Annotated in this window: 24 protein-coding genes; 10 read left to right on the forward strand and 14 right to left on the reverse strand. The window is 58.7% G+C overall.

Annotated features, from left to right (window positions below; translation table 11 throughout):
• Window positions 1-192: 192 nt before the first annotated feature.
• From ACA065_RS24040 to ACA065_RS24050, 3 genes are all read left to right on the forward strand, one after another.
• Window positions 193-1,137, forward strand: coding sequence for an alpha/beta hydrolase (locus ACA065_RS24040; protein WP_497691820.1), 945 nt, complete (start codon window positions 193-195; stop codon window positions 1,135-1,137).
• Window positions 1,138-1,197: 60 nt separating this feature from the next.
• Window positions 1,198-1,668: a MaoC family dehydratase gene (locus ACA065_RS24045; RefSeq protein WP_003175719.1), complete on the forward strand. Its 471-nt coding sequence runs from the start codon at window positions 1,198-1,200 to the stop codon at window positions 1,666-1,668.
• Between the two features lie 490 nt (window positions 1,669-2,158).
• Window positions 2,159-3,520, forward strand: a complete 1,362-nt coding sequence (locus ACA065_RS24050) for a Kelch repeat-containing protein (RefSeq protein ID WP_497691821.1) — start codon at window positions 2,159-2,161, stop codon at window positions 3,518-3,520.
• Between the two features lie 154 nt (window positions 3,521-3,674).
• Here ACA065_RS24050 and ACA065_RS24055 read toward each other — a convergent pair whose 3' ends face one another.
• Window positions 3,675-4,142 carry a ferritin-like domain-containing protein gene (locus tag ACA065_RS24055; protein WP_497691822.1) on the reverse strand — a complete coding sequence of 156 codons (468 nt, stop codon included), beginning with the start codon at window positions 4,140-4,142 and terminating at the stop codon, window positions 3,675-3,677.
• A 206-nt stretch (window positions 4,143-4,348) separates the two neighbouring features.
• Here ACA065_RS24055 and ACA065_RS24060 point away from each other — a divergent pair, with 206 nt between their 5' ends.
• Window positions 4,349-4,585: a DUF3820 family protein gene (locus ACA065_RS24060; RefSeq protein ID WP_057704239.1), complete on the forward strand. Its 237-nt coding sequence runs from the start codon at window positions 4,349-4,351 to the stop codon at window positions 4,583-4,585.
• A gap of 11 nt (window positions 4,586-4,596) precedes the next feature.
• On the forward strand, window positions 4,597-5,772 hold the full coding sequence (locus ACA065_RS24065; protein WP_497691823.1) for an aminotransferase class V-fold PLP-dependent enzyme: 1,176 nt from the start codon (window positions 4,597-4,599) through the stop codon (window positions 5,770-5,772).
• Between the two features lie 217 nt (window positions 5,773-5,989).
• Here the strand turns inward: ACA065_RS24065 and ACA065_RS24070 are convergent, their stop codons facing one another.
• From ACA065_RS24070 to zwf, 3 genes are read right to left on the reverse strand one after another with little or no spacing between them, the layout of a single operon-like run.
• The gene (locus tag ACA065_RS24070; protein WP_026067364.1) at window positions 5,990-6,655 is read right to left on the reverse strand and encodes a bifunctional 4-hydroxy-2-oxoglutarate aldolase/2-dehydro-3-deoxy-phosphogluconate aldolase; all 666 of its coding nucleotides are present in this window, start codon (window positions 6,653-6,655) and stop codon (window positions 5,990-5,992) included.
• Between the two features lie 17 nt (window positions 6,656-6,672).
• Window positions 6,673-7,386: a 6-phosphogluconolactonase gene (gene pgl / locus ACA065_RS24075; RefSeq protein ID WP_497691824.1), complete on the reverse strand. Its 714-nt coding sequence runs from the start codon at window positions 7,384-7,386 to the stop codon at window positions 6,673-6,675.
• Window positions 7,373-8,839 carry a glucose-6-phosphate dehydrogenase gene (gene zwf / locus ACA065_RS24080; RefSeq protein WP_497691825.1) on the reverse strand — a complete coding sequence of 489 codons (1,467 nt, stop codon included), beginning with the start codon at window positions 8,837-8,839 and terminating at the stop codon, window positions 7,373-7,375. The genes pgl and zwf overlap by 14 nt, the downstream gene beginning before the upstream one ends.
• Before the next feature lie 219 nt (window positions 8,840-9,058).
• Here zwf and ACA065_RS24085 point away from each other — a divergent pair, with 219 nt between their 5' ends.
• The gene (locus ACA065_RS24085) at window positions 9,059-9,919 is read left to right on the forward strand and encodes a MurR/RpiR family transcriptional regulator (RefSeq protein WP_170039859.1); all 861 of its coding nucleotides are present in this window, start codon (window positions 9,059-9,061) and stop codon (window positions 9,917-9,919) included.
• A gap of 123 nt (window positions 9,920-10,042) precedes the next feature.
• Here the strand turns inward: ACA065_RS24085 and ACA065_RS24090 are convergent, their stop codons facing one another.
• The 10 genes from ACA065_RS24090 to ACA065_RS24135 all read right to left on the reverse strand — a co-directional run bounded on the left by ACA065_RS24090 (window position 10,043) and on the right by ACA065_RS24135 (window position 21,318).
• Entirely contained in the window at window positions 10,043-10,888 is an 846-nt protein-coding gene (locus ACA065_RS24090; RefSeq protein WP_497691826.1) for a D-hexose-6-phosphate mutarotase, read from the reverse strand.
• A gap of 162 nt (window positions 10,889-11,050) precedes the next feature.
• Window positions 11,051-12,397 carry a carbohydrate porin gene (locus ACA065_RS24095; RefSeq protein ID WP_497691827.1) on the reverse strand — a complete coding sequence of 449 codons (1,347 nt, stop codon included), beginning with the start codon at window positions 12,395-12,397 and terminating at the stop codon, window positions 11,051-11,053.
• Window positions 12,398-12,494: 97 nt separating this feature from the next.
• The gene (locus ACA065_RS24100) at window positions 12,495-13,655 is read right to left on the reverse strand and encodes an ABC transporter ATP-binding protein (protein WP_497691828.1); all 1,161 of its coding nucleotides are present in this window, start codon (window positions 13,653-13,655) and stop codon (window positions 12,495-12,497) included.
• A gap of 2 nt (window positions 13,656-13,657) precedes the next feature.
• Window positions 13,658-14,503 carry a carbohydrate ABC transporter permease gene (locus ACA065_RS24105; protein ID WP_178925093.1) on the reverse strand — a complete coding sequence of 282 codons (846 nt, stop codon included), beginning with the start codon at window positions 14,501-14,503 and terminating at the stop codon, window positions 13,658-13,660.
• Window positions 14,496-15,404 carry a carbohydrate ABC transporter permease gene (locus ACA065_RS24110; protein WP_053257700.1) on the reverse strand — a complete coding sequence of 303 codons (909 nt, stop codon included), beginning with the start codon at window positions 15,402-15,404 and terminating at the stop codon, window positions 14,496-14,498. The genes ACA065_RS24105 and ACA065_RS24110 overlap by 8 nt, the downstream gene beginning before the upstream one ends.
• Before the next feature lie 92 nt (window positions 15,405-15,496).
• On the reverse strand, window positions 15,497-16,783 hold the full coding sequence (locus ACA065_RS24115; protein ID WP_497691829.1) for an ABC transporter substrate-binding protein: 1,287 nt from the start codon (window positions 16,781-16,783) through the stop codon (window positions 15,497-15,499).
• Window positions 16,784-16,887: 104 nt separating this feature from the next.
• Window positions 16,888-18,147: a D-mannose isomerase gene (locus tag ACA065_RS24120; RefSeq protein ID WP_497691830.1), complete on the reverse strand. Its 1,260-nt coding sequence runs from the start codon at window positions 18,145-18,147 to the stop codon at window positions 16,888-16,890.
• Between the two features lie 273 nt (window positions 18,148-18,420).
• Window positions 18,421-19,245 (reverse strand): ATPase, encoded by an 825-nt coding sequence (locus tag ACA065_RS24125; protein WP_497691831.1) that lies wholly within the window; start codon window positions 19,243-19,245, stop codon window positions 18,421-18,423.
• Window positions 19,246-19,373: 128 nt separating this feature from the next.
• A complete protein-coding gene (locus ACA065_RS24130) occupies window positions 19,374-20,372 on the reverse strand; it encodes an NAD-dependent epimerase/dehydratase family protein (RefSeq protein WP_497691832.1) in 999 nt (332 codons plus the stop codon).
• A 52-nt stretch (window positions 20,373-20,424) separates the two neighbouring features.
• Window positions 20,425-21,318, reverse strand: a complete 894-nt coding sequence (locus ACA065_RS24135; protein WP_497691833.1) for a LysR family transcriptional regulator ArgP — start codon at window positions 21,316-21,318, stop codon at window positions 20,425-20,427.
• Between the two features lie 98 nt (window positions 21,319-21,416).
• On the opposite strand from ACA065_RS24135, the gene ACA065_RS24140 reads away from it, so the two are divergent.
• From ACA065_RS24140 to ACA065_RS24155, 4 genes are all read left to right on the forward strand, one after another.
• On the forward strand, window positions 21,417-21,818 hold the full coding sequence (locus ACA065_RS24140; RefSeq protein WP_497691834.1) for an ACT domain-containing protein: 402 nt from the start codon (window positions 21,417-21,419) through the stop codon (window positions 21,816-21,818).
• 5 nt (window positions 21,819-21,823) lie between these two features.
• Window positions 21,824-22,423 carry a LysE/ArgO family amino acid transporter gene (locus ACA065_RS24145; protein WP_497691835.1) on the forward strand — a complete coding sequence of 200 codons (600 nt, stop codon included), beginning with the start codon at window positions 21,824-21,826 and terminating at the stop codon, window positions 22,421-22,423.
• 178 nt (window positions 22,424-22,601) lie between these two features.
• Window positions 22,602-23,198, forward strand: a complete 597-nt coding sequence (locus ACA065_RS24150) for a superoxide dismutase (RefSeq protein ID WP_003212997.1) — start codon at window positions 22,602-22,604, stop codon at window positions 23,196-23,198.
• Between the two features lie 147 nt (window positions 23,199-23,345).
• On the forward strand, window positions 23,346-23,603 hold the full coding sequence (locus ACA065_RS24155; protein WP_497691836.1) for a hypothetical protein: 258 nt from the start codon (window positions 23,346-23,348) through the stop codon (window positions 23,601-23,603).
• The last annotated feature ends 108 nt before the right edge of the window (window positions 23,604-23,711 follow it).

Here is a 23,711-nt window from a genome sequence, read left to right on the forward strand (position 1 = left end):
GAGTGTGTCCGGCCGCCTTTTTTGCATCTATAAAAAGCGGAGCTTTGGGGACGTTAGCAGCTATGGCCAAACAGGCAAATACACCCAACTGTGTCATTTATTGTATGAATCTTGCCCCTAACGTGTAGGCAGATACACCGGCCTCTGACAGATGAGCTATACACTGCAACGACCCTGAGCAAAGGAAGCGTCATGAACCACAGCACCTTCTGGCTGACCGCGAATGACCGCAGCCGCCTGTACGTCAATCAATGGCTGCCGGAAGGCGAAGCCAAGGCCATGATCATGTTGTCCCACGGCATGGCCGAGCACAGTGGCCGCTATGCGCGCCTGGCCGAGGCCTTGTGCGCAGCCGGCTACGGCCTGTATGCCCTGGACCAGCGCGGCCATGGCCGCACCGCCGACGAAGGGACGCTGGGGCTGTATGCCGAAAAAGATGGCTGGAACAAAGTCGTGGGCGACCTGGCCAGCCTCAACCAGCACATCGGCCAGCAGCAACCGGGGCTGCCGATCATCCTGCTGGGCCACAGCATGGGCAGCTATATCGCCCAGGCCTACCTGCTGCACCACAGCGCCAGCTTGAAGGGTGCGATTCTCAGCGGTTCGAATTTTCAGCCGATTGCGCTGTACCGCGCCGCCGCCGTCATTGCCCGGATCGAACGGGCACGCCAGGGTTTGCGCGGGCGCAGTGCGCTGATCGACTTTTTGTCATTCGGCTCGTTCAACAAGGCATTCAAGCCCAATCGCACGGCATTTGATTGGCTCAGCCGCGACCCGGATGAAGTCGACAAGTACATCAACGACCCACTCTGCGGATTCCGCTGCACCAACCAGTTGTGGGTCGACCTGCTGGGCGGCTTGCAGCAAATCAGTAAAGCGTCCAATCTCGCGCAGATCGATCCGGGCCTGCCTATTTTGGTGATGGGCGGTGAATGTGATCCGGTGAGTGAAGGCAAGCGTCTCAAAAGCCTGGCCCATGCGTTGCGTGAGGCCGGCTGCCAGAACCTGCATTTGACTGTCTACCCGCAGGCGCGTCACGAAGTGTTCAATGAAACCAACCGTGATGAAGTCACCGCCGATGTACTGACGTGGCTGGAGCAGGCTTTGACGTTGCGCCGGCCGACTCGCTGCGAGTAATTTATCGTTTATAATCAGATAGTTAATTAATTACCGATTAGCCACAGGATGCACCTTTAGATGACTCAGGTTACCAACACCCCGTACGAAGCCCTCGAAGTCGGCCAGACTGCCAGCTACAGCAAGACCGTCGAGGAGCGCGATATCCAGTTGTTCGCCGCGATGTCCGGCGACCACAACCCGGTGCACCTGGATGCCGAGTACGCCAAGGCGACCATGTTCAAGGAGCGTATCGCCCACGGCATGTTCAGCGGCGCACTGATCAGCGCGGCGGTTGCCTGCGAGTTGCCTGGGCCGGGCACTATCTATATCGGCCAGCAAATGAGCTTCCAGAAGCCGGTGAAAATCGGCGACACCCTGACCGTGCGTCTGGAAATCCTCGAGAAGCTGCCCAAGTTTCGCGTGCGCATTGCCACCCGTGTATTCAACCAGCGCGATGAGCTGGTGGTGGATGGCGAGGCGGAAATTCTTGCGCCCCGCAAGCAGCAAGTCGTGACGTTGACTGAGTTGCCGCCAATCAGCATCGGCTGATTCGAGCTATGGGTGAAGGGCGGCTTCGTAGCGGCCGTCCTTCTAAACGTACCTATGAGTGCCTATCGAGCCACTCACACTACTCAGTTAAGTTAGTCTATCTCGCCCCGTACTAAACCCGCCCCACCGCTTTGTTACCCGACACTTATTAGTTAGTTGGCTGCGGTCTTTCGACCCCACCTCCATGTGCTCCCGCTAACAGGCGTCGAGGTGCCCCTCATACTCATGACGTCGCGTACACGCCAAGCCAAACTCACGGCGAATGGCTTCATATCGCTGGTTTTCAATACGCCACACGCCATTACAACGTATACAAACCTGCTGACATGAACGTTCATTGTTTCAGGCATTTTCTCACACCGACAACCTTCAAAACTGACTTTTTATTCCTGTCACCTTCGATAACATCGAACACGCTTAAACAAATAACACATGCCTGCCCCACCCAACTTCAAAATTCAAATAGCCCAAAACCTTTCAGGAAATGTAAATGCCTAACATACAAGAACCCATGACCTATGAAAACAACCCATTCCAGGTAGCCGGCACCTGGCTGGCAGGCTATAGTTTGCCCGACAAAACTTCTGCCGGCCCCTACGCCGTCACCTTTCGAAGCGAACTGTATATTTTTTTCCAACACCACGGTGAATTTAACAACGGCCAGATCAATTACTTAATATGCCGCACGTCTGCATCAGGCGAATTAACCACTGTTTCGAAAAACACCATCCCCAACGTCTATGTCACCGGCAGGCCTGCCGTAGCGGTCTATGGCAATATGATTTATTGCGCCTATCGGCCGGGAGGCGATTCGCAAAAACTGACCTACACCACGTTTGATGGGGAAAAGTGGTCAAGCCCGATCAATACGCAAAAAGGGATTATGACGTCACCCGCCCTCGCCGTTTATGAGAGCAAACTGTACTGCTTACACCAAGGGTGGGAGGAGGATCATGGATCGATATGGTATTCGACCTTTGATGGCAATCAGTGGAGCCCAGATCATCGCCTTCCCGGACTACGCATGTCTGACTCCCCCTCCCTTGCCGTATACAATGGCGAGCTCTACTGCGCTTATCATCGGGCCGACGGCACCCATACAACCTGGTGCATAAAATGTGACGGGGTCACTTGGTCTCACGAGATGAGCATGTCTGCGAGAGCGTCGCAAAGCCCTTCTATTTTTACCTACAACAATAGACTCTATGCCGCACGGGTTATCGATAACAACGGCGATAACTTATGTATAAACTATTTGGAAAATGGCACTTGGTCTGCCGACAGATCCCTACGATCAGACGACATAACCGACACTCCCTGCTTAGTCGAGTATGAGGGCAGTCTTTATTGCTTCTACCGTAATGCCAACCACACCTTATCTTACAAATATAAACATTATAGAATTGTCGACAAGCCTATTCCACTACTCGATGTATGGGGAGAAGGGCGCATCTATGCGGACGGTAATATCTCCGGCTTCGAAGGCGCCATCAATCTGAATCTCTATAAACAGCAGGTTTCCAATGGCCTTAACCGCCACAGTGCAATCCCCAACATCATGCCGGTCTCAGAATACGGCGAGCCTGACTTTCCGATTACCTGCGAGAAAGTTCAAACGGTAACACTGATGGGTGCGCCTATTACTGCCCGGGTCGCTGACGAAATAGGACGGGTGCTGGCAATCGGTGGGCAAGTTTTTCTATTTGACCCGTCCCTCACCGATAGAGGTGTTTTCGAAAATAGAAATAGGTACCGCCTTAAGCCCATCGACGCGTCCAACCTTCCCGCGCCACTTGATCAGATTTCGAACAATTTTCACCCCGTCTTTGGGTATGAAAAACACAGAAACTAAACACTCTTGCTGCGAGTGGTTCGGCGCAACTCTCACTGCAACAGAGACGCCAGTCACCTACGCACGCATAAAAAATCCGAGACCTATTCGAGTCTCGGATTTTTTATACGCGTTAAACCAGCAGGACAAGTCCCGATCGTTCAACAGGCCTCACTCAAGACTGAGCGCGAGCCTGGTTACGCAGGGCTTTGACCTGGTCGTGGTTACGTTGTGCGCCGTGGAACTGACGCTCAACCAAGTCACGAATACCCAGCAGGTTGTGCTTGTTGATCTTCTCGATCGCTTCCTTGTAAGCCTTCAATGCGTGGTCTTCACCGCGCTCGGCTTCGTTCAGCACGGCCTCTTCATCTTTGCCGGTCACCATCGACTTCACGTCGACCCAGCCACGGTGCAGTGCGCCAGCCACCGAACCGGACTTTTCCGGGTCGCCGCCCAATGCTCTAACTGCAGTTTGCAGCTCAGCAGCTGCGGTAGCGCAGTCAGTGGAGCGTTTTACGAACAGGGCTTTGAGCTCTGGGTGCTTGATGTCTTCAGCACAAGTCGCGAAGCCTTTCTGGCCGTCTTTGCTGGTCTCGATCAGGTCGTTGAGTACGGAGATCGATTCTTTATTGATGTCAGTCATTTTTCAATTCCTTGTGCGGGTTAAGAAACTTACCTTAATGATTGCAGCGCCCGTGCCAGGTTTTCGAAAACAAACTATTCGTTATATTTCAACAGCTTACAAATTATTGAACCATCTGTATGTACGTTATTTGCATGATCTGTCATTTGGCCTTCATGCAGAATGCCTGTATTTTCGAAGACCTCGACTCCTCTCACTGAAACCCCATGAACCCCGAAAAACTCGAACTGCTGATCACCCGCCAAATGCCTTTCGGCAAATACAAAGGGCGGATCATCGCCGACTTGCCCGGCCCTTACCTGAACTGGTTCGCCCGTGAAGGCTTCCCCCACGGCGAGCTGGGCGGTTTGCTGGCGCTGATGCAGGAAATCGACCACAACGGCCTGTCCGAACTGTTGGAACCGTTACGTGTAAAACACGGCAAACCCGCCCCTCGCCATTAAGAGCCCACGCCATGCCAAGGAATGCAGATAACGAACGCCACTGGCAGGCCATTGCCCAGCGCTATGAGCTGGAACCTGGGCCGATCAACCTGGAAAACGGCTACTTCGGGCGCATGAGCCGCGTGGTACGGGCGCAGTACCTGGAGCACGTTGCGTTTATCAACCGCAGCAACTCGCTGTATGTGCGCCAGCGCTTCGAGCAGGGTGAAAACGTCGAGATCCGCCGCCAACTGGCCGGGCTGATAGAGGCCGACCCCGAGGCGGTCGCCTTCACCCGTAACGCCACCGAGGCTTTGCAATCACTCATCCGTAACTACAACTGCCTGCAACCGGGCGACCAGGTGCTGATCAGCGACCTGGAGTACGACACGGTCAAAGGCGCAATGCGCTGGCTGGCAGGCTATCGCGGTGTGGAGGTGATCGAGGTGTCCCACACTCACCCGGCCAATTTCGACAGCCTGGTGCAGACTTATCGCGATGCGTTTGTGCAGTACCCGCGCCTCAAGCTGATGGCGCTGACCCACGTGACCCATCGCACAGGCTTGGTGATGCCGGTTGAGGCGATTGCCAAGGCCGCGCGTGAGCATGGCATTGACGTGATCCTCGATGGCGCTCACGCCCTGGGCCAGATCGAATTAAACCTCGCCCAGCTGGGCATCCAGTTCGCCGGCTTCAACCTGCACAAATGGATCGGCGCGCCGCTGACCTTGGGCTTTTTGTATATCGCCCCGGAGCGCCTGGCCGACATCGACCCCGACATGGGCGAGTTTCATTACCCGGCCACTGATGTACGTGCGCGTACGTCCTACAGCACGCCGAATTTTCCGGCGCTGATGACCTTGCCGCTGGTGTTTGAAGAACACCGTGACTTGGGTGGTTCGGCGGCCAAGGGTGCTCGGGTCAATTACCTGCGCGATCTTTGGGTGAGCCAGGTGCGTGCGTTACCGGGGATCGAGGTGCTGACGCCGGATGATCCACGGCTGTATTGCGGGATCACGGCGTTCAAGTTTATTGGGCGGGATCAGCAGGCGATGGCGGATCGGCTGCTCAAGGGCTATGACGTGTTTACCACGACGCGAACCGGTGCAGCGTTTGGCACCTGTATTCGGGTGACACCGGGGCTGGTGACGTCGGCGGCGGACATCAATGTGTTGGTCAACGCAATAATCGAGCTAAGCACGGATTAAAATATGGGAGCGGGCTTGTGTGGGAGCGGGCTTGCTCGCGAATGCGGTGGCTCAGCTGGCATATTCGCCGACTGACACACCGTATTCGCGAGCAAGCCCGCTCCCACATTGATCGGCGTTGAACTTGAGTTTTTTGCAGGCAAAAAAAAGCGGTACACCGACCAAGTGCACCGCAAAAATGCCGTTAAGCACAGCAACAACGATTCGGTAAATCAGCTCAATCGAGCAGTGCCAGCGCCTGTGCGGTGACTTCCTGGATGCGGGCCCAGTCGCCGTTCTTGACCCACTCTGGGTCGAGCATCCAGCTACCGCCCACGCACATCACGTTTTTCAACGCCATGTAGCTCTTGATGTTGGCCGGGCCAACGCCGCCGGTTGGGCAGAATTTCACTTCGCCGAACGGGCCGCCAAGGGCCTTGATCGCAGCAACGCCACCACTGACTTCAGCCGGGAACAGCTTGAAGCGGCGATAACCCAGGCCATAGCCTTCCATGATGCCGGAGGCATTGCTGATGCCCGGCAGCAACGGGATCGGGCTGTGCACCGAGGCTTCCAGCAGGTCGCGGGTAATGCCTGGGGTAACGATGAATTGCGAGCCGGCCACTTCAGCCGCTTCGAGCATGTGGCGGTCGAGCACGGTGCCGGCACCGGTGCACAGTTCAGGCCGTTGCTCGCGCAGCACCTGAATGGCCTTGAGGCCGAACTCCGAACGCAGGGTCACTTCCAATGCGGTCAGACCGCCCGCTGCCAGGGCATCGGCCAGCGGCAGGATGTCCTGTTCGCGGGCGATGGTGATCACTGGCAGGATCCGCGCCTTGGCGCAGAGGCTGTCGATCAGGGCAACTTTATCCGCCATGGACACGGTCGGTTGAGGGCTTTTCATAGCGGCTGATCCTTGGCTCATGGGCACCAGTAAATCTCTAAAGTAGGTTGCAAAAACGCGCGAATCGGCATGGCAGCGACGTCGTCACTGGCCAGCGCGGCGCTCAAGGTGGTCAATTTCGAGCTGCCGGAAATCGACAGCACGGTGTAGTTGGCTGTGGCCAGCAACGCACGACTCATGGTCAGGCGCTGGTGCGGCACCGTCGGCGCCAGCATCGGCCAGCAACGGCGGGTGCCGTCGGCCTTCAGTGCCTCGCCCAGGTTGGGGCTGTTGGGGAACAGCGACGCGGTGTGGCCGTCATCGCCCATGCCGAGTACCAGCACATCAATGGCGGCCAACTCTGCCAACTGGCGATCAGCCAATTGGGCGGCGTCTTCAAGATTCGCGGCAACGTTGTACAGGCTGAGGAACTTGGCCTTGGCGGCCGGGCCTTGCAGCAAGTACTTCTTCAACAGGCCGGCATTGCTGTCGGCATGCTCCACCGGCACCCAGCGCTCGTCGGCCAGGGTGATGGTGACCTTGGACCAGTCCAGGCCTTGCTTGGCCAGGTTCTGGAAAAACGCCACGGGGCTGCGGCCACCGGACACCACCAAGGTAGCCTCGCCACGCGCACTGATGGCCGCGCGCAGTTGCTCGGCCACGTCATTGGCCAAGCCGTCAGCCAGCAGCACAGGCGTGCGGAACTCATGGGCAGTCACGCCCTGAGGCAGTTTCAATTCAGATATCGCCATACCACGACCTCCCATCCCGCGTGATCAGTGCAATCGAGCTCATCGGCCCCCAGGACCCCGCCGCGTACGGCTTGGGCGCATCACCGGATTTTTTCCACCCGGCGATCAACTGGTCACACCACTTCCACGCGGCTTCGATTTCATCTTTGCGAACAAACAGGTTCTGATTGCCGCGCATCACTTCCAGCAACAACCGCTCGTAGGCATCCGGGATGCGCGCGCTGCGGTAGGTGTCGGAAAAATTCAGTTGCAGCGGGCCACTGCGTAGTTGCATGCCCTTGTCCAGGCCCTGCTCCTTGGTCATCACACGCAAGGAAATACCTTCGTCCGGTTGCAGGCGGATGATCAGTTTGTTGCTGATCTGCAGGCGCTGCTCGGGGGCGAAGATGTAGTGGGACGGTTCCTTGAAGTGGATGACGATCTGCGACAGCTTTTGCGGCATGCGCTTGCCGGTACGCAGGTAGAACGGCACCCCGGCCCAACGCCAGTTGCGGATATCGGCACGCAGGGCGACGAAGGTTTCGGTGTCGCTCTGGGTGTTGGAGTTCTCTTCTTCCAGGTAACCCGGCACCGCTTTTCCGGCGCTGTAGCCGGCGATGTACTGGCCACGCACTACTTGGGTGGTCAGGCCGTCCGGGCTGATCGGCGCCAGGGCCTTGAGCACCTTGACCTTCTCGTCGCGGATGCTGTCGGCGGACAAGTCGGCCGGCGGGTCCATGGCGATCAGGCAAAGCAGCTGCAGCAGGTGGTTCTGGATCATGTCGCGCAGCTGGCCGGCCTTGTCGAAGTAACCCCAACGGCCTTCGATACCGACCTGCTCGGCCACGGTGATTTCCACGTGGGAAATGTAGTTCTGGTTCCACTGGGTTTCGAACAGGCTGTTGGCGAAACGCAGCGCGATCAGGTTCTGGACGGTTTCTTTGCCCAGGTAGTGGTCGATGCGATAAGTGCGATTTTCCGGGAAAAACTGCGCCACGGCGTCGTTGACCTTGCGCGAGGATTCCAGGTCCGAACCGATGGGTTTTTCCAGCACCACGCGGGTGTTTTCCGCCAGGCCGACCTTGGACAGGTTCTCGCAGATCGCGCCATACACTGCCGCCGGGGTGGCGAAATAGGCAATCAGGCGCTGCTCGGTGCCGGCTATTTCAGCCAGGGCCACGTAGTCGTCAGCCTTCATGAAGTCGACGTGCACGTAGGTCAGGCGCGACAGGAACCGTTGCGCGATGGCTTCGTCCAGTTCCTTGCCGACGTACTTGCGCAGTTCTTTTTCGATATGCGCCAGGTGCTGCTGCTCGGAGCCGGCTTCGCGGGCCAGGGCCAGGATGCGCGTGTCGTCGTGCAGGAGCCCGGCGCCATCGAGTTGATAGAGGGCAGGAAATAACTTGCGCAGCGCCAGATCACCCAACGCGCCAAACAGGGCAAAGGTGCAGGGTTCTACGGTTATCGAAGGCATGATGTTTGTTCTTTTATCAAGTTAAGCTACAAATACCTTTTTTCAAGGCATCACTCAAGGAAAAATGTAGTAATAACCACAACATTTTCCCAAAATATGCATTCCGAGTGGTGGTGTTCAGCTACCCTCAGTAGGATAGGCCACCGCAAAGGGCCACTCGTCGATTGGTTACCGCCCACTATTTGCATCGTCGCCCGAAGGAAAGACTGAATGGACCGCGTGCGAAATCTTCTGGAACAAATCCGGAACCGCCTCGAAGAATTGAACAAGGCTGAGAAAAAAGTCGCCGAGGTCATCCTGCTCAACCCGCAGCAGGCGACCCGCTTCTCTATCGCAGCCCTCGCCCAAGCCGCCTCGGTCAGTGAGCCGACGGTCAACCGCTTCTGCCGTTCATTCGGCGTCAGTGGTTACCCTGAACTTAAATTGCAGCTGGCGCAAAGTTTGGCCAGTGGCGCGGCGTATGTCAGCCGTGCCGTGGAAGCCGATGATAACCCTGAGGCGTACACGCAGAAGATCTTTGGCAGCGCCATTGCCTCGCTGGACAGCGCCTGCCAGGCCCTGGACCCGGCCCTGATCAGCAAGGCCGTGGACCTGTTGATTCAGGCGCGGCAGATCCACTTTTTCGGCCTGGGCGCTTCGGCGCCGGTAGCCATGGATGCGCTGCACAAGTTTTTCCGCTTCAACCTGGCCGTCACCGCCCATGCCGACGTGCTGATGCAGCGCATGATCGCGTCGGTGGCGCACACGGGCGAGCTGTTCGTGATTATTTCCTACACCGGGCGTACCCGGGAGTTGGTGGAAGTGGCACGCATCGCGCGGGAAAACGGTGCGTCAGTGCTGGGCGTGACCGCCGAGAACTCGCCATTGGCCAAAGCCAGTACGGTGAGCTTGAACATTCCGCTGCCGGAAGACACCGACATCTATATGCCGATGACGTCGCGGATCATCCAACTGACGGTGTTGGACGTGCTGGCCACCGGCATGACGTTGCGTCGTGGGGTGGATTTCCAGCCGCATTTGCGCAAGATCAAAGAGAGCTTGAATGACAGCCGGTATCCGGTTGGGGATGAGTTTAACTAAGCTCGAATCTCCAGATCGTTCCCACGCTCTGCGTGGGAATGCATCCTGTGACGCTCCGCGTCACGACTTCAGAGCGGACGCAGAGCGTCCAAGGCGGCATTCCCACGCGGAGCGTGGGAACGATCATGCCCCAGCCCTCGCCTGCAAACTCAAATGCGCCCTTTCCCCCGGCGCCAGGCTGGCCCCGGCCATCGCCGACTCCACGCACACAAACCCCGCCGCCTCGTTAAAGCTCACGCCCAACAGTGGCCGGCTGCCCGGGTGCCACACCACGGTGTCGGCACTGTCGCCGGTGTCGATGCACAGCTCGCGTTGCCAGGCGTGGTCCTTGAGCTGCAATTCGCCGTCATGCTGGAACACGCGCTGGCAGCCGCCCTCCACCCTTAGCTCGCCTTCCTGCTGGCAAACCTGGCGATTGAGTTGGTCATAACCTTGCGCACCGTCGAGGCCAGACAGCGCTATCTCACCGACGTTACCGATACGCCAATAGGCGTGCAAAGCATGGCTCAACTGGCAAGGCAACTCGTCCTGGTGCTCGGTGCACAGACGCAGTTCCAGGGTTTTGCCCAGGTGTGCATGCAGGTCGACCTGCCAGTCGCACAGCTGCAATTGCCAGTGCAGGCGTACGCCATCGTCGTCGGCGCTGCTGCTGCGCAGTTTCCAATCGATCAGTCGCGCCCAGCCATGGGACGGCCACGCGTTTTCGCTTGGGTGGCGCCCATACCAAGGCCAACACACCGGCACGCCGCCACGGATGGCGCCGACTTGTGGCCACTTGGCCGCGCACCACAGCCAGGGTTTCTGGCCACGGGGCTGAAAGTGCAGCAATTGCGCGCCCTGGCGACTGAACACCGCCTGACACAGCGGATGGTCGATCACTAACACGTCGCGCATCTGAAAGCGCTCCCAGGCGAACACCGGTTGCTCGCGCAGGGATTTGAAAAAGCGTTGCAGCGGATGCTCATGCATGTGCCACGGTCCTGAAATTCATTGTTGCCCAAACCTTGGGTGACCCTGTGGGCGCTGGCTTGTCGGATCCCACATGAGTTGTGCACGGCTGCCCAAAAAAAAGCGGATAGCCATGGCTACCCGCAAAATGCGCACAGAGAGAAGGAGCTTATCGCAACAGCGTTAGAACGTAGACTGAATTTTCAGGCCCGCTACTACCGCGTTGTCGACTTGTTTCACACCACCTGGGTTGGCGATGTATTGCAGGTTAGGACGCACGGTCAGCCAGTTGGTGACGTGGATGCCGTAGTTGAGTTCGACGTTGTACTCGGTGTTACGCAGCGGCGCGTAGCCCGATTGGTCGTAATCGGTGAAGCCGCCGGCCGCATTGAGCAACTCAGCCGTTTTCTTCACGTCACTGTTAGCGTGGATGCGCGACACACCGATACCGACGTCATCTTTGGTACGCGCGTCGAATGGGCCTTTATACACAAGCATCAGCGACTGGTAGTTGTCGACCAGGTTGGTGTCTTTGTCGTGGAAGGTCACGTTGGCCGCGATGTTCAGACCGCGCGAAGCGTCGCCATTGTGCGTGGTGAGTTGTTGTTGCAGAACACCCCAGTAGCCGCTTTTGCTGCTGCGCACGCGGAAGGCCGCGCCAGTGCTGCCAGCATCGCCGCCGTTAACGTCTTCACGTACGTCGGTAGCGTCGGCGGTGCTCTTGTAGTAACCCACACGGTATTCGCCCGGCAGGCCATTGACCTTCGGCGACCAGACCAATTCCACCGGCAATACGGTGCCCTTGGTGCCGCTGCCGCTGAGTTTGAAGCCGTTGCCATGCTCGAGCTGCGACGGGTTCTGGTTGTACGCACCGATTTGCGCATACAGCTCAGGCGTGATGTTGTACTTCACGCGGATCGCGGCCTGGCTGACTGGCCAGTTGTACCAGGTGTTTACATAGTTACCCACTTGCGAGCCGCAGAACGACAGGTTCTGGAAGTCGCATGGGAAGGTGTTGAAGTCTTCGCCTTCACCGAAGTAACCGAGCTTCACGTCCAGCTTGTTGTCGAACATCTGGTGCTGAATCCAGAACTGGGTCAGACGCACCATGTGGCCACGGCCATCAACTTCTTGAGACGAACTCAAGGTGCCGGCACGCGGGTCACCAATACGGTCATTGGAGATGTTCGCGCCGTTACGGTTGGTCAGTTGGATCTTGGCCTGGGTGTTATCCCAGCCCCACAGCTTTTGCAGATCCAGTGCTACGCCCAGACCGAACTGGTCAGCGTAACGGGCAGTTTTGTCGTTGTTGTAGCCACCGCTGAGGTTGCCACCGACTTCCCCAACGTAGTCAGCCTTGATGTCGATACCTTGCTCGATCAGCTTGGTACGCTCGCCACCCCAATCGCCGGTCATCCACTTGGAATCGGAGCTGAATGCATCGGCCGCCATCGCATTGGCGGACAATACGAGGGCTGCTGCTGCTGACAGTTGGCAGATCAGCCGAGTGTTGTTGTGTTGCTTTTTCATCCCTACATCCTCGTCTTTATTGTTATTAAACTGTTTTTATCTAACGCGGGTTACTTTTTTTAACCAAAACAACAAGTTATCCATTCAGGCGCAACGCTCAACGTCCCTTGAATTGGGCGACATTGTCGGCACGGTCCTGTGCTGGCAATGAAGCGGCAGTGCCCAGGCGCTCGCCGGTGTTGGCGTCGAACAAAAGCACCTTGGTAGGATCAAACTGCAGGGTCAGGGTCTCGCCCACCTGCGGTGCCACGTCGGGTGCCAAACGGCAGCAGACTTTGGTTTCGTTGAGTTGCACAAACACCAGCGTGTCCGGGCCGGTCGGCTCAGTCACCTGGACCTCGGCACGAATGCTCGAAGAACCATTGCCCTCGCCTGTCGCCAGCAGGATTTGCTCCGGACGCAGACCCAGGATCACGTCACGGTCTTCAAGGCCTGCGTCATTCATGCTCAGCGGCAACTCGCAACGAGCCTGGCCGCTGTCGAGCAGCGCCACCAGACGACCTTCCTTGCGTTGCAGGCGCAAAGGAATGAAGTTCATCGGTGGTGAACCGATAAAGCTTGCCACAAACAGGTTGGCCGGGTCGTTGTAGATTTCTTTCGGCGTGCCGAATTGTTGGATGATGCCGTCCTTCATCACCGCCACTTTGTCGCCCAGGGTCATCGCTTCAATCTGATCGTGGGTAACGTAGACGGTGGTGGTTTTCAGACGTTGGTGCATCAGTTTCATTTCAGTGCGCATCTCGACGCGCAGCTTGGCGTCGAGGTTGGACAGCGGTTCGTCGAACAGGTAGATCTTCGGCCGGCGCGCCAAGGCGCGGCCCATGGCCACACGCTGTTGCTGGCCACCGGAGAGCTGGCCCGGCTTGCGATTAAGCAGGTGTTCGATCTGCAGCAGCTTGGCCACGCGCGCCACTTCGGCGTCGATATCGGCCTGAGCCATCTTGCGGATTTTGAGGCCGAACTCGATGTTCTCGCGCACGCTCATGGTCGGGTAGAGCGCATAGGACTGGAACACCATGGCGATGTCACGGTCCTTGGGGCTCATGCCGCTCACGTCCTGGTCGCCGATCATGATCGCGCCACCCGTGATGGTCTCAAGCCCGGCGATGCAGTTCATCAGCGTGGATTTACCGCAACCCGAAGGGCCGACCAAAATCAGGAATTCACCTTCTTTGATCGACAGTTCGATGTTCTTCAAGGTGTCGGGCAGGCCGGCGCCATAGGTCTTGTTTACATTGCGAAGTTCAAGCGTAGCCATGATTACCCCTTGACCGCGCCGGCCGTGAGGCCGCGCACGAAATACTTGCCTGCGATCACATAGACCAGCAGGGTCGGCAGCCCGGCGATCATCGCCGCCGCCATATCCACGTTATATTCCTTGGCCCCGGTGCTGGTGTTGACCAGGTTGTTCAGCGCCACCGTAATGGGCTGCGAGTCACCGCTGGAGAACACCACACCGAACAGGAAGTCGTTCCAGATCTGGGTGAACTGCCAGATCAGGCAGACCATGATGATCGGCGTCGACATCGGCAGAATGATCTGACGGAAGATGGTAAAGAAACCTGCACCGTCCAGCCGGGCCGCCTTGATCAGCGCATCAGGAATGCTCACGTAATAGTTACGGAAGAACAGTGTAGTGAACGCCAACCCGTAGACCACGTGCACAAACACCAGGCCCGTGGTGGTGCTGGCCAGGCCCATCTTGCCGAGGGTAAACGAGGCGGGCAGCAGCACGGTCTGGAACGGCAGGAAGCAGCCGAACAACAGCAGGCCGAAGAACAGCTGCGAGCCCTTGAAGCGCCAGAACGACAGCACGTAGCCGTTCAACGCGCCGATGGCGGTGGAGATCAGTACGGCGGGAACAGTGATCTTGATCGAGTTCCAGAAGTAACCGTCAACGGTGGCCCAGGCCTTGACCCAGCCGATGCCGGTGACCACGGTCGGCCAGCTCAGCAGGTTACCGGTGCTGATGTCTTCCGGGGTTTTGAAGCTGGTCAGCAGCATCACCACCAGCGGCACCAGGTACAGCAGCACAGCGAGGATCAGCACCGCGTAGATCGCGATGCGGCTCAGGCTGATGGAGGGTTTGGAGGCGAGACTAGTCATTACGCTTGGTCCTCAGCTCGGAATACAGGTAAGGCACGATGATCGCGAGGATCGCGCCGAGCATCAGGATTGCACTGGCCGAACCCATGCCCATCTGGCCACGACTGAAGGTGAACGAGTACATGAACATTGCGGGCAGGTCGGACGAGTAGCCCGGGCCGCCGGCAGTCATCGCCGCCACCAGGTCAAAGCTCTTGATCGCGATGTGCGCGAGGATCATCACCGCACTGAAGAACACCGGGCGCAGGCTTGGCAGCACCACGCTCCAGTAGATGCGCGGCAGGCTGGCGCCGTCGATCTGGGCAGCACGGATGATCGACTGATCAACGCCACGCAGGCCGGCGAGGAACATCGCCATGATGAAGCCGGAAGCTTGCCACACGGCGGCAATCACCAGGCAGTACACGACGCGGTCCGGGTCGATCAGCCAGTCCAGACGGAAGCCTTCCCAGCCCCAGTCGCGCAGAAGTTTGTCCAGGCCCATGCCCGGGTTGAGCAGCCATTTCCAGGCCGTACCGGTGACGATCATCGAGAGCGCCATCGGGTACAGGTAAATGGTGCGGATAAAGCCTTCGCGGCGGATTTTCTGGTCGAGGAAGATCGCCAGGGTCACGCCGATCACTAGGGTGATGCCGATAAACATCCCGCCAAAAACAGCCAGGTTCTTGCTCGCTACCCACCAGCGGTCGTTGTCGAACAACCGCGCGTATTGCGCAAGACCCGCCCATTTGTAGCTTGGCAGGAACGTGGAAGTGGTGAACGACAGAACGAACGTCCACAGGATGTAGCCATAAAAGCCCACCAGAACGATGAACATGCTGGGCGCCAGCACCAGTTTAGGGAGCCAGCGCTGCAGTGCATCGAACGGCGAGGCCTTGCTGAACACAGCAACAGAACTCATGGGAAAATCCAGTACAGGGAAAAAGGACTACAGGAGCATGCCTTGTGAGGGGTCAGGGGGTTTCCCCTCACAAGGACCAGCAGTGCTAACCGTTACTTGGCAGACTTGATCGCAGCGCCGAGTTTCTTGGCGGTGTCGGCCGGGTCAGCTTTCGGGTCGTTGATGAAGTTGGTCACGACATCAAAGAACGCACCTTGCACAGCCAGGGTGGTGGCCATGTTGTGCGCCATGCTTGGCTGCAGGCCGCCAGTCTTGGCGTCAGCCAGGAAGTCCTTGGCAGCGGTCTGGGCGCAGGAGTCGAAGCCGTAGGAGTCCATTTTGTTCAGCATGTCGACCCGAACCGGGATCGAGCCTTTGTTGATGCTGAAGACTTTCTGGAAGTTCTCACCCAGCACGACTTTGGCGATGTCCTGCTGACCCGCAGCAGTGCCTTTGTCTTTCTGCTTGAACACCGCCAGGGAGTCGATGTTGTAGGTGAAGGCTTTGTCGGTGCCTGGGAAGGCTACGCACTCGTAGTCTTTACCGGCGACCTTCTTGGCGGCGGTCCATTCGGACTTGGCCCAGTCACCCATGATCTGCATGCCGGCCTTGCCGTTGATGACTTTGCCTGCTTCGAGGTTCCAGTCCTGGCCTTTGCCGTCGACGTCCATGTAGGTCGCGACTTTCTTCAGCTCAGTCAGGGACTTGACCATTTCTGGGCCGGTCAGCGCGGCGTTATCCAGGTCGACCAGGGCTTTCTTGTAGCCATCAGCGCCCATGACCGACAACACCACCGCTTCAAATACGGTGCTGTCCTGCCAAGGCTGGCCACCGTGGGCGAGCGCAATGAAGCCCGCCGCTTTCAGCTTGTCGCCGGCCGCGTAGAATTCTTCGAGGGTCGTTGGGTTTTTGGTGATACCGGCTTTCTTGAAGACTTCCGGGTTGATCCACAGCCAGTTCACGCGGTGGATGTTGACCGGTACGGCGACGTAGTCACCGTCGTACTTCACGGTGTCGGAGACTTTCTTGTCGAGCAAGGAATCCCACTTCTCGTCCTTGGACACTTGTTTCAGGACGTCAGTGTCGAGCAAGCCAGTCGATGCCCATTCCTGAATGTCGGGGCCTTTGATCTGGGCAACGCCCGGTGGGTTGCCGGCGACTGCGCGGCTTTTCAGCACGGTCATGGCCGTGGCGCCACCACCACCTGCGACGGCACCGTCTTTCCAGGTGAAGCCGTCTTTTTCAACTTGGGCCTTCAGGACATCTACAGCTGCTTTTTCACCGCCAGAGGTCCACCAATGCACAACTTCAACCGTCCCTTTCGAGTCGGCGGCAAATGCACTGAGGGGAAACAACGAGGCAATGGAAATAGCAACGGCGAGGCGATTAATCGCGTTCATCTGAGTACCTTTTCTTGTTGTTATGCATGCAAGTCTAGAGCTTGCGCTGCACGGAGTTTAAACAGGGATTTTCCAGGCGCAGGTAACAAAGGGACGTACAAATGTCACCACTTGGTGACATAGCAGCCCTGCCCCAACGCACTGGTCATGCTGGGTGACAAGGGTAGCGCAGGCAGCACCACCGCTTGCCAGGCGTGATAAAGGTCCGGTTTACCGCCCCAGATCTTGCTGCTGGGTTGGTTGTGCGGGCTGAGTTCGTGGTGCCAGCTGCCCTTGATGCGGTCGATAAAATGCGTTTCGCAAAACTCCCAGAACCGCCGATACCAGGTTTCGTAATGCAGCTCACCGGTGCGCTTGAGCAATGCCTGGGCCGCGGCGCTGGCTTCGGCATGGGTCCAGTGCAGACGCTCGCGCACCACCGGGCGGTGATTCCAGTCCAGCGTGTAGACAATGCCGGGCGCGCCGTCCACGGCCCAGGCGTATTCGCAGGCACTGGCGAACAGGCCTTGAGCATCGCTCACCAGCCAGTCCGGCGTGGCCAGCCCGGCTTGCAGGCGCGCAGCTTCCAGGTGCAGCACCAGCCGCGCCCACTCAAAACCGTGGCCGGGGGTGATGCCATACGGGCGAAAGCCGTCGGCGGGGTTGTCTTCGTTGTAGCTGAGCAGCGGTTTCCAGTGGGCGTCGAAATGCTCAATGACCATGAACTGGTTGCCGGCGGCGTGGGTATGGATAACGCGCTCGACGATGCGCAACGCGCGGTCCAGCCAGCGCGTATCACCCGTGACATCGGCCAGGGCCAGGAACGCTTCGGTGGCGTGCATGTTGCTGTTGGCACCGCGATAAGCCTCAACACCGCTCCAGTCCTGGGCGAAGGATTCGAGCATGACGCCCTCCTCCTCGCTCCAGAAGAACTGGTCGATGATGTGCACGGCGTCGGTCAACAGATTCTGCGCACCGGGCGCGCCGGCGACCACCGCAGAGCTGGCGGCCAAGGCGACGAATGCGTGCAGGTACGCGGCCTTGCCACGGTTGCCGTCAAGCGCATGCGGCGCTGCGAACCAGCCGCCGTGCTCGCTATCGCGCAACGGGCCGCTGAGCGCTGCAACGCCGTGCGCCACCAGGTCGGCGTAACCGGGCAGCCCCATGGCGTGGGCCATGGCGAAACTGTGGGTCATGCGGGCGGTGTTCATGGTTTCAGCGTGGGCATCGGCCGGCAGTTGGCCGTGATCGTCGAGGTTGCCGAAGCCGTCAGGCAGGCGCGAGGCCTTGGCGAATGCCAGCAGGCGCTGGCCTTCGCTGGCAAGCCAGGTGTGATGGGCAGGTGCGTTCAGCCAACTGCTGGCAGGCAGTGGTTGCGTGGTCATAGGTAGCCCTTATTATTTTTTATGGGATGGCGGGAGTCTAAACAAGGGCGCGGTAGGGGCAAGTAACGAAGGGGATGGGAAATGTCACCAGCCGGTGACAATTGGGCAAGCGATCTATATTTAACAGGTGGGCGCGATTTAATTGTGGGAGCGGGCTTGCTCGCGAATGCGCAGTGTCAGCCAAAAGTGCTTTAACTGAACCACCGCATTCGCGAGCAAGCCCGCTCCCACACAAGCCCGCTCACACCGTTGAAAGCCGGTTTACACCTGCTATCACTGGCCCAGCGGCCGAATCTTCGCGGGCGCGTTGAGTTGTTGTTGCAGGTTCTGCACCTGGCTCTGCAAGGTGGTGATATTGCGCGTGGTCTGGATGCGGAACACGTCGAACTCTTTATTGGTCGGCGCATCGCTGTTGGCCGGCTGGCTGTCCTGTGCGCTTTTGAGCACCACCAGGTCCTGCTCTATGCGGGCAATCGCTGCGCTCGGGTTGCCCTGTTTCTTCAGGGCGGCCACGTCGGCGGAGAGGTCCTTGACGTCACCTTGCGCCGCCTTGAGCGTCGCCACCGCCTCGGTCAGGGCCTGGACCTGGCCTTGCAACTTGCTGTTGGCGGTCGACAGGTCAGTGGTGCTGGCGGTCATTTGTGCCAGGCGCTGGTCGAGCTCGGTGGCCTGGCCAGCGACGCCGATCTGCTGCTTGCCTTGCTCCTGCAACTGGGCTTCCAACTGCTTGATCTGCAATTTCAGCGCTTCGCTGCCGTTGTTCACGTTGGCTTCGCTGGCCACTACTTTGCCGGAAATATCCTGCAGGCGCCCCGCCGCTTCCTCACTGATGCGCGCAAAGCTTTCCTGGGTGGCGACCAGTTGCTGGCCCATCAGGGAGATCTGCTGGAAGCTCCACCAGGCAAGGCCCGCAAAGGCGATCAGCAGCGCACCGACCAACGCCCACAGCGGGCCGGTGCTGGCACTCTTGACCTTGACCACAGGCGTATTGCGCGAACGCACGGACGTGGCCGGGCTTGGTTCGAAATCATCATCGTCCCCGATGTCGGCCCGCAGGCTGGGAACGTTGTCGAAGTCGTCTTTAGCATCGTTACGCATGAATCAACCCTGAATCGGTGAGATGGCTACCTGAAAAAGCCGAGCGACGGCAGTATAAACCGCGCTTGCGCCGCACTGATCGACCCGGAACCGCGAATTCGGTTCCCGAAGTGTTGCTGGTTGTGAGCTTACTGACGCCCCGGATCCTGGGCTCGCCACCAACTGCAGAACTCATCGAGGGCGGTCCACAGGCTGACTTTGGGCTCGTAGTCCAGATAATGCCTCGCCCGGCTGATGTCGAGGGTGAAATCTTTGTTCATCACCTGCATACCCAATCGTGACAACGCCGGCTCGGGGCGCCCCGGCCACATCGCGCAGAATGCCTCGTTCAACGCCGCCACGCTGTAGGACAAACCGTAAGAGCGATAACGCGTGACTTGAGGCATGTCCATCTGGCGCATCACGTAGTTCACCACATCCCACACCGGCACTGGCGTGCCGTTGCTGATGTTGTAGGCTTTGCCCAGTGCCGAGCCGGTCGCCAGCAAACTGCTCAGCAACGCCTCATTAAGGTTATGCACACTGGTGAAATCGACCTTGTTCAGGCCGTCACCGACGATGGCCAGGCGGTTCTTGCGCTGCATTTTCAACAGGCGCGGGAAGATGCTCATGTCACCAGCACCGGTGACAAAACGCGGGCGCAGGGCCACTACTTCAAGGCCGAACTCCTGGGCACCGAACACCTTCTGTTCCGCCAGGTACTTGGTGGCGGCGTAGGGATGCTTGAAGCGCTTGGGGACTTGCTCTTCAGTCAGCCCGAGGTGGTCGTGCCCATCGAAGTAAATCGACGGCGACGACAGGTGCACCAGCCGCCCGACGCGCTGTTTGAGACAGGCTTCGACGACGTTTTCGGTCACCAGCACATTGCCTTGATGGAAGTCCTGATACTTGCCCCACAGCCCGACAGCGCCGGCGCAATGCACCACAGCCTCGACATCGCGGCACAGGTTGCGCACCAGGTCGGCGTCATTCAAATCACCCTGGATAAACTCGGCGCCGCGCCGTACCAGATGCTCCACACCTTCGGCGCGCCGCCCGTTGACCCGCACGTCCAGGCCCTGCTCCAGGGCGAAACGCGCAAAGCGCCCGCCGATGAAGCCGCTTGCGCCGGTGACCAGAATTTTCATGTATTACCCCGTGTTCTTTCGTTTTTCATCGCTGTTGCGTTGACGCCCGCCATCATTCCAACGGCACCAACCACTGGCCACACGCGTGGGCCAGATGGTCGGTCAACAAGCCTAATAGCTGCCCGCCACTGCGCCAATGATGCCAGTACAGCGGCACGTCGATGGGCTTATCTGGCAACAACTCGACCAATACGCCGGTTTGCAGTTGGTCGCGCACCTGTAATTCAGGCACCAGGCCCCAGCCCAGGCCGGCCTCCGTCAAACGGATAAAGCCTTCGGAGGATGGGCATAAATGGTGTTCGAAACCGCCGTCCACGCCAAGGGAAGCCAGGTAACGGTGTTGCAGGAAATCATCCGGGCCAAACACCAGTGCCGGTGTGCGCGCCAGTTGATCGGCACGCACGCCGTCAGGGAAATGCCGGGCAATAAACGCCGGGCTGGCCAGCGCCCGGTAGCGCATGGCGCCGAGCAACAGGCTGCGAGCACCCGCCACCGGGCGCTCGCTGGCACAGATACAGGCCGCCACTTCACCGGCGCGCATGCGCTTGAGGCCGACGGTCTGGTCTTCCACCACCAGGTCCAGCAGCAAATGCTGCTCGGCGCAAAAGTCGCTGACGGCCTCGGCCCACCACGTGGCGAGGCTGTCGGCATTCAGCGCGATGCGCAGGCGTTCGGGCATGCCCTCCTCGTCCAGCGCCGGCACCTGGCTTTGCAGGTCGCGCTCAAGCAGCCGAACCTGTTGCACATGGTTGAGCAAGCGCCGGCCTATTTCGGTGGGTGTGGGCGGCGTCGCGCGCACCAGCACCGGCTGGCCAACACGCGCTTCGAGCAACTTGATGCGCTGGGAGATCGCCGACTGGGACAAGCCCAGCACCTGGGCGCCGCGTTCGAAGCCGGCTTGTTCCACCACGGCCGCCAGGGCGGAAAGCAATTTATAGTCGAACATCAGTTTCTCTAATGAGCGATCAGCAATATTGGTTTTTCTTATACAGCTTAGCCCGTGAGAATGACCAGCATTGCTTCTCTCTATTAAGGAACTCTCACATGGCTGGCGAAACCGCCCTGGCGACCCTACTGCGCAGCATGAGCCCCGCGCTTAATAACGGCGACTACGTGTTCTGCACCTTGCCCGACAACTGTATCCCTAAAGGTTGCGAGGTCATCGGCAGCTTTCGCGAGCAGGAAGGCCTGACCTTGATCCTGGAGCGCCAGCAAGCCGAACAGGCCGGGCTGGCCTTCGACTACGTCGCCGCGTGGATCACCTTGAATGTGCATTCGGCCTTGGAAGCGGTCGGCCTGACTGCCGCCTTCGCCAGCGCCTTGGGCAAGGCTGGCATCAGTTGCAACGTGATCGCCGGCTTTTATCACGACCACTTGTTTGTCGGCCGCAACGATGCCGAACGGGCCATGGATGTATTGCGCCAACTGGCAGCAAACGCGGAGTAACGGTTATGTGGCAAAGCTACGTGAATGGGCTGTTGGTGGCCCTCGGCCTGATCATGGCGATCGGCACTCAGAATGCGTTTGTGCTGGCGCAAAGCCTGCGCCGTGAACACCACCTGCCGGTGGCGGCGCTGTGCATCGTGTGTGATGCGATTCTGGTGGCGGCTGGCGTATTCGGCCTGGCCACGGTGCTGGCACAAAACCCGCTGCTGCTGGCGATTGCCCGTTGGGGCGGCGCGGCGTTCCTGTTGTGGTACGGCACCTTGGCGCTGCGCCGGGCGTTTTCCAGGCAGAGCCTGGAGCAAGGCGCAAACTTTAAGGTGCGCTCCTTGCGCGCCGTGCTGCTCAGTGCCTTGGCGGTGACGCTGCTCAACCCGCATGTGTATCTGGATACCGTGCTGCTGATTGGTTCATTGGGCGCTCAACAAACTGAGCCCGGCGCCTATGTGGCCGGCGCAGCCAGCGCGTCGTTCCTGTGGTTCGCCACCCTGGCATTGGGCGCTGCGTGGCTGGCACCCTGGTTGGCGCGCCCGGCGACCTGGCGGCTGTTGGACTTTCTGGTAGCGGCGATGATGTTCAGCGTGGCCTACCAATTGATCAGTGCTTGATGAATATTCCAAAACGCTCTGGAACCTCTATCCCACACAGTTGTTGCGTGGTTATGCCGCAACCCCGGTGCTATGATCCTGCCCCTGCGCCGCAAAGAGTACAAACTCCCCGGCGCTTGTTTGGCCGCCCGTGATCGGCCTTGCGCTCACCGCAACTGACCTGATTAGGAGAATCATCATGGCTTTCGAATTGCCGCCGCTGCCCTACGCACACGATGCCCTGCAGCCGCACATTTCCAAGGAAACCTTGGAATACCACCACGACAAGCACCACAACACCTATGTCGTGAACCTGAACAACCTGGTGCCAGGCACCGAGTTCGAAGGCAAGACCCTGGAAGAAATCGTCAAATCTTCTTCGGGCGGCATCTTCAACAACGCCGCTCAGGTCTGGAACCACACCTTTTACTGGAACTGCCTGGCGCCAAACGCCGGCGGCCAACCTACCGGCGCGCTGGCTGAAGCCATCAACGCAGCCTTCGGTTCGTTCGACAAGTTCAAGGAAGAGTTCACCAAAACGTCCGTCGGCACCTTCGGTTCCGGCTGGGGCTGGTTGGTGAAAAAGGCTGACGGTTCCCTGGCCCTGGCCAGCACCATCGGCGCCGGCAACCCGCTGACCAGCGGCGACACTCCGCTGCTGACCTGCGACGTCTGGGAACACGCTTATTACATCGACTACCGCAACGTGCGTCCAAAGTATGTGGAAGCGTTCTGGAACCTGGTCAACTGGAAGTTCGTGGCTGAGCAGTTCGAAGGCAAAACCTTCACAGCCTAAGCACTGCTTGCAGTAAAGAGAGCCCGGCATAGTGCCGGGCTTTTTTATGCGCAGTGAATTGTGCTCAGGTCGTTGGAACTCAGTGCGCGAATCTTGCCACGTAGTGAGTGTGAGGAATTCACCTCTCTTACCTGTCGGAGAAATTACATGAGCATTGGAGCAATAGCCGGTCTCGCCGGCCCAGCTATGGGTCTTGTTGGCGAAGTGTTAAAAATGGGCACCGAGATGGCCAAAATGGCCACTCAAATGGCCAAATCGCAATCGGGCAAAGAGGGTGGCGGTGATCAACACAAGATCGCTCATGAGGACATGCACAACAACAAGCGTGTGGACTTCTCCGGTTCCGGTGGTGGTTCGGCAAGCAACATCAATATCAACGCCAACGTCAATTCCAGCGCTGCTTAAAAATTGATAGCGCCGGCCACAGGCGCAGCCTGTGCGCCCACGGCGCGGTCTCAGGCAGGCGGATACATATCCGCCTCGCCCTCGCCCCTGATCCATCATCCGCCTCAA

Source organism: Pseudomonas sp. LBUM1640 (assembly GCF_059716225.1).

What these genes read in the sequence shown, in the direction of transcription:
- ACA065_RS24125 (WP_497691831.1), bottom strand. Translation starts at nt 19,245, where the DNA reads ATGCGTAACGATGCTAAAGACGACTTCGACAACGTTCCCAGCCTGCGG.
- ACA065_RS24045 (WP_003175719.1), top strand. Translation starts at nt 1,198, where the DNA reads ATGACTCAGGTTACCAACACCCCGTACGAAGCCCTCGAAGTCGGCCAG.
- ACA065_RS24105 (WP_178925093.1), bottom strand. Translation starts at nt 14,503, where the DNA reads ATGACTAGTCTCGCCTCCAAACCCTCCATCAGCCTGAGCCGCATCGCG.
- ACA065_RS24070 (WP_026067364.1), bottom strand. Translation starts at nt 6,655, where the DNA reads ATGAAAAGCCCTCAACCGACCGTGTCCATGGCGGATAAAGTTGCCCTG.
- ACA065_RS24130 (WP_497691832.1), bottom strand. Translation starts at nt 20,372, where the DNA reads ATGAAAATTCTGGTCACCGGCGCAAGCGGCTTCATCGGCGGGCGCTTT.
- ACA065_RS24150 (WP_003212997.1), top strand. Translation starts at nt 22,602, where the DNA reads ATGGCTTTCGAATTGCCGCCGCTGCCCTACGCACACGATGCCCTGCAG.
- zwf (WP_497691825.1), bottom strand. Translation starts at nt 8,839, where the DNA reads ATGCCTTCGATAACCGTAGAACCCTGCACCTTTGCCCTGTTTGGCGCG.
- ACA065_RS24115 (WP_497691829.1), bottom strand. Translation starts at nt 16,783, where the DNA reads ATGAACGCGATTAATCGCCTCGCCGTTGCTATTTCCATTGCCTCGTTG.
- ACA065_RS24155 (WP_497691836.1), top strand. Translation starts at nt 23,346, where the DNA reads ATGAGCATTGGAGCAATAGCCGGTCTCGCCGGCCCAGCTATGGGTCTT.
- ACA065_RS24095 (WP_497691827.1), bottom strand. Translation starts at nt 12,397, where the DNA reads ATGAAAAAGCAACACAACAACACTCGGCTGATCTGCCAACTGTCAGCA.
- ACA065_RS24110 (WP_053257700.1), bottom strand. Translation starts at nt 15,404, where the DNA reads ATGAGTTCTGTTGCTGTGTTCAGCAAGGCCTCGCCGTTCGATGCACTG.
- pgl (WP_497691824.1), bottom strand. Translation starts at nt 7,386, where the DNA reads ATGGCGATATCTGAATTGAAACTGCCTCAGGGCGTGACTGCCCATGAG.
- ACA065_RS24040 (WP_497691820.1), top strand. Translation starts at nt 193, where the DNA reads ATGAACCACAGCACCTTCTGGCTGACCGCGAATGACCGCAGCCGCCTG.
- ACA065_RS24065 (WP_497691823.1), top strand. Translation starts at nt 4,597, where the DNA reads ATGCCAAGGAATGCAGATAACGAACGCCACTGGCAGGCCATTGCCCAG.
- ACA065_RS24140 (WP_497691834.1), top strand. Translation starts at nt 21,417, where the DNA reads ATGGCTGGCGAAACCGCCCTGGCGACCCTACTGCGCAGCATGAGCCCC.
- ACA065_RS24060 (WP_057704239.1), top strand. Translation starts at nt 4,349, where the DNA reads ATGAACCCCGAAAAACTCGAACTGCTGATCACCCGCCAAATGCCTTTC.
- ACA065_RS24120 (WP_497691830.1), bottom strand. Translation starts at nt 18,147, where the DNA reads ATGACCACGCAACCACTGCCTGCCAGCAGTTGGCTGAACGCACCTGCC.
- ACA065_RS24145 (WP_497691835.1), top strand. Translation starts at nt 21,824, where the DNA reads ATGTGGCAAAGCTACGTGAATGGGCTGTTGGTGGCCCTCGGCCTGATC.
- ACA065_RS24135 (WP_497691833.1), bottom strand. Translation starts at nt 21,318, where the DNA reads ATGTTCGACTATAAATTGCTTTCCGCCCTGGCGGCCGTGGTGGAACAA.
- ACA065_RS24100 (WP_497691828.1), bottom strand. Translation starts at nt 13,655, where the DNA reads ATGGCTACGCTTGAACTTCGCAATGTAAACAAGACCTATGGCGCCGGC.
- ACA065_RS24090 (WP_497691826.1), bottom strand. Translation starts at nt 10,888, where the DNA reads ATGCATGAGCATCCGCTGCAACGCTTTTTCAAATCCCTGCGCGAGCAA.
- ACA065_RS24055 (WP_497691822.1), bottom strand. Translation starts at nt 4,142, where the DNA reads ATGACTGACATCAATAAAGAATCGATCTCCGTACTCAACGACCTGATC.
- ACA065_RS24050 (WP_497691821.1), top strand. Translation starts at nt 2,159, where the DNA reads ATGCCTAACATACAAGAACCCATGACCTATGAAAACAACCCATTCCAG.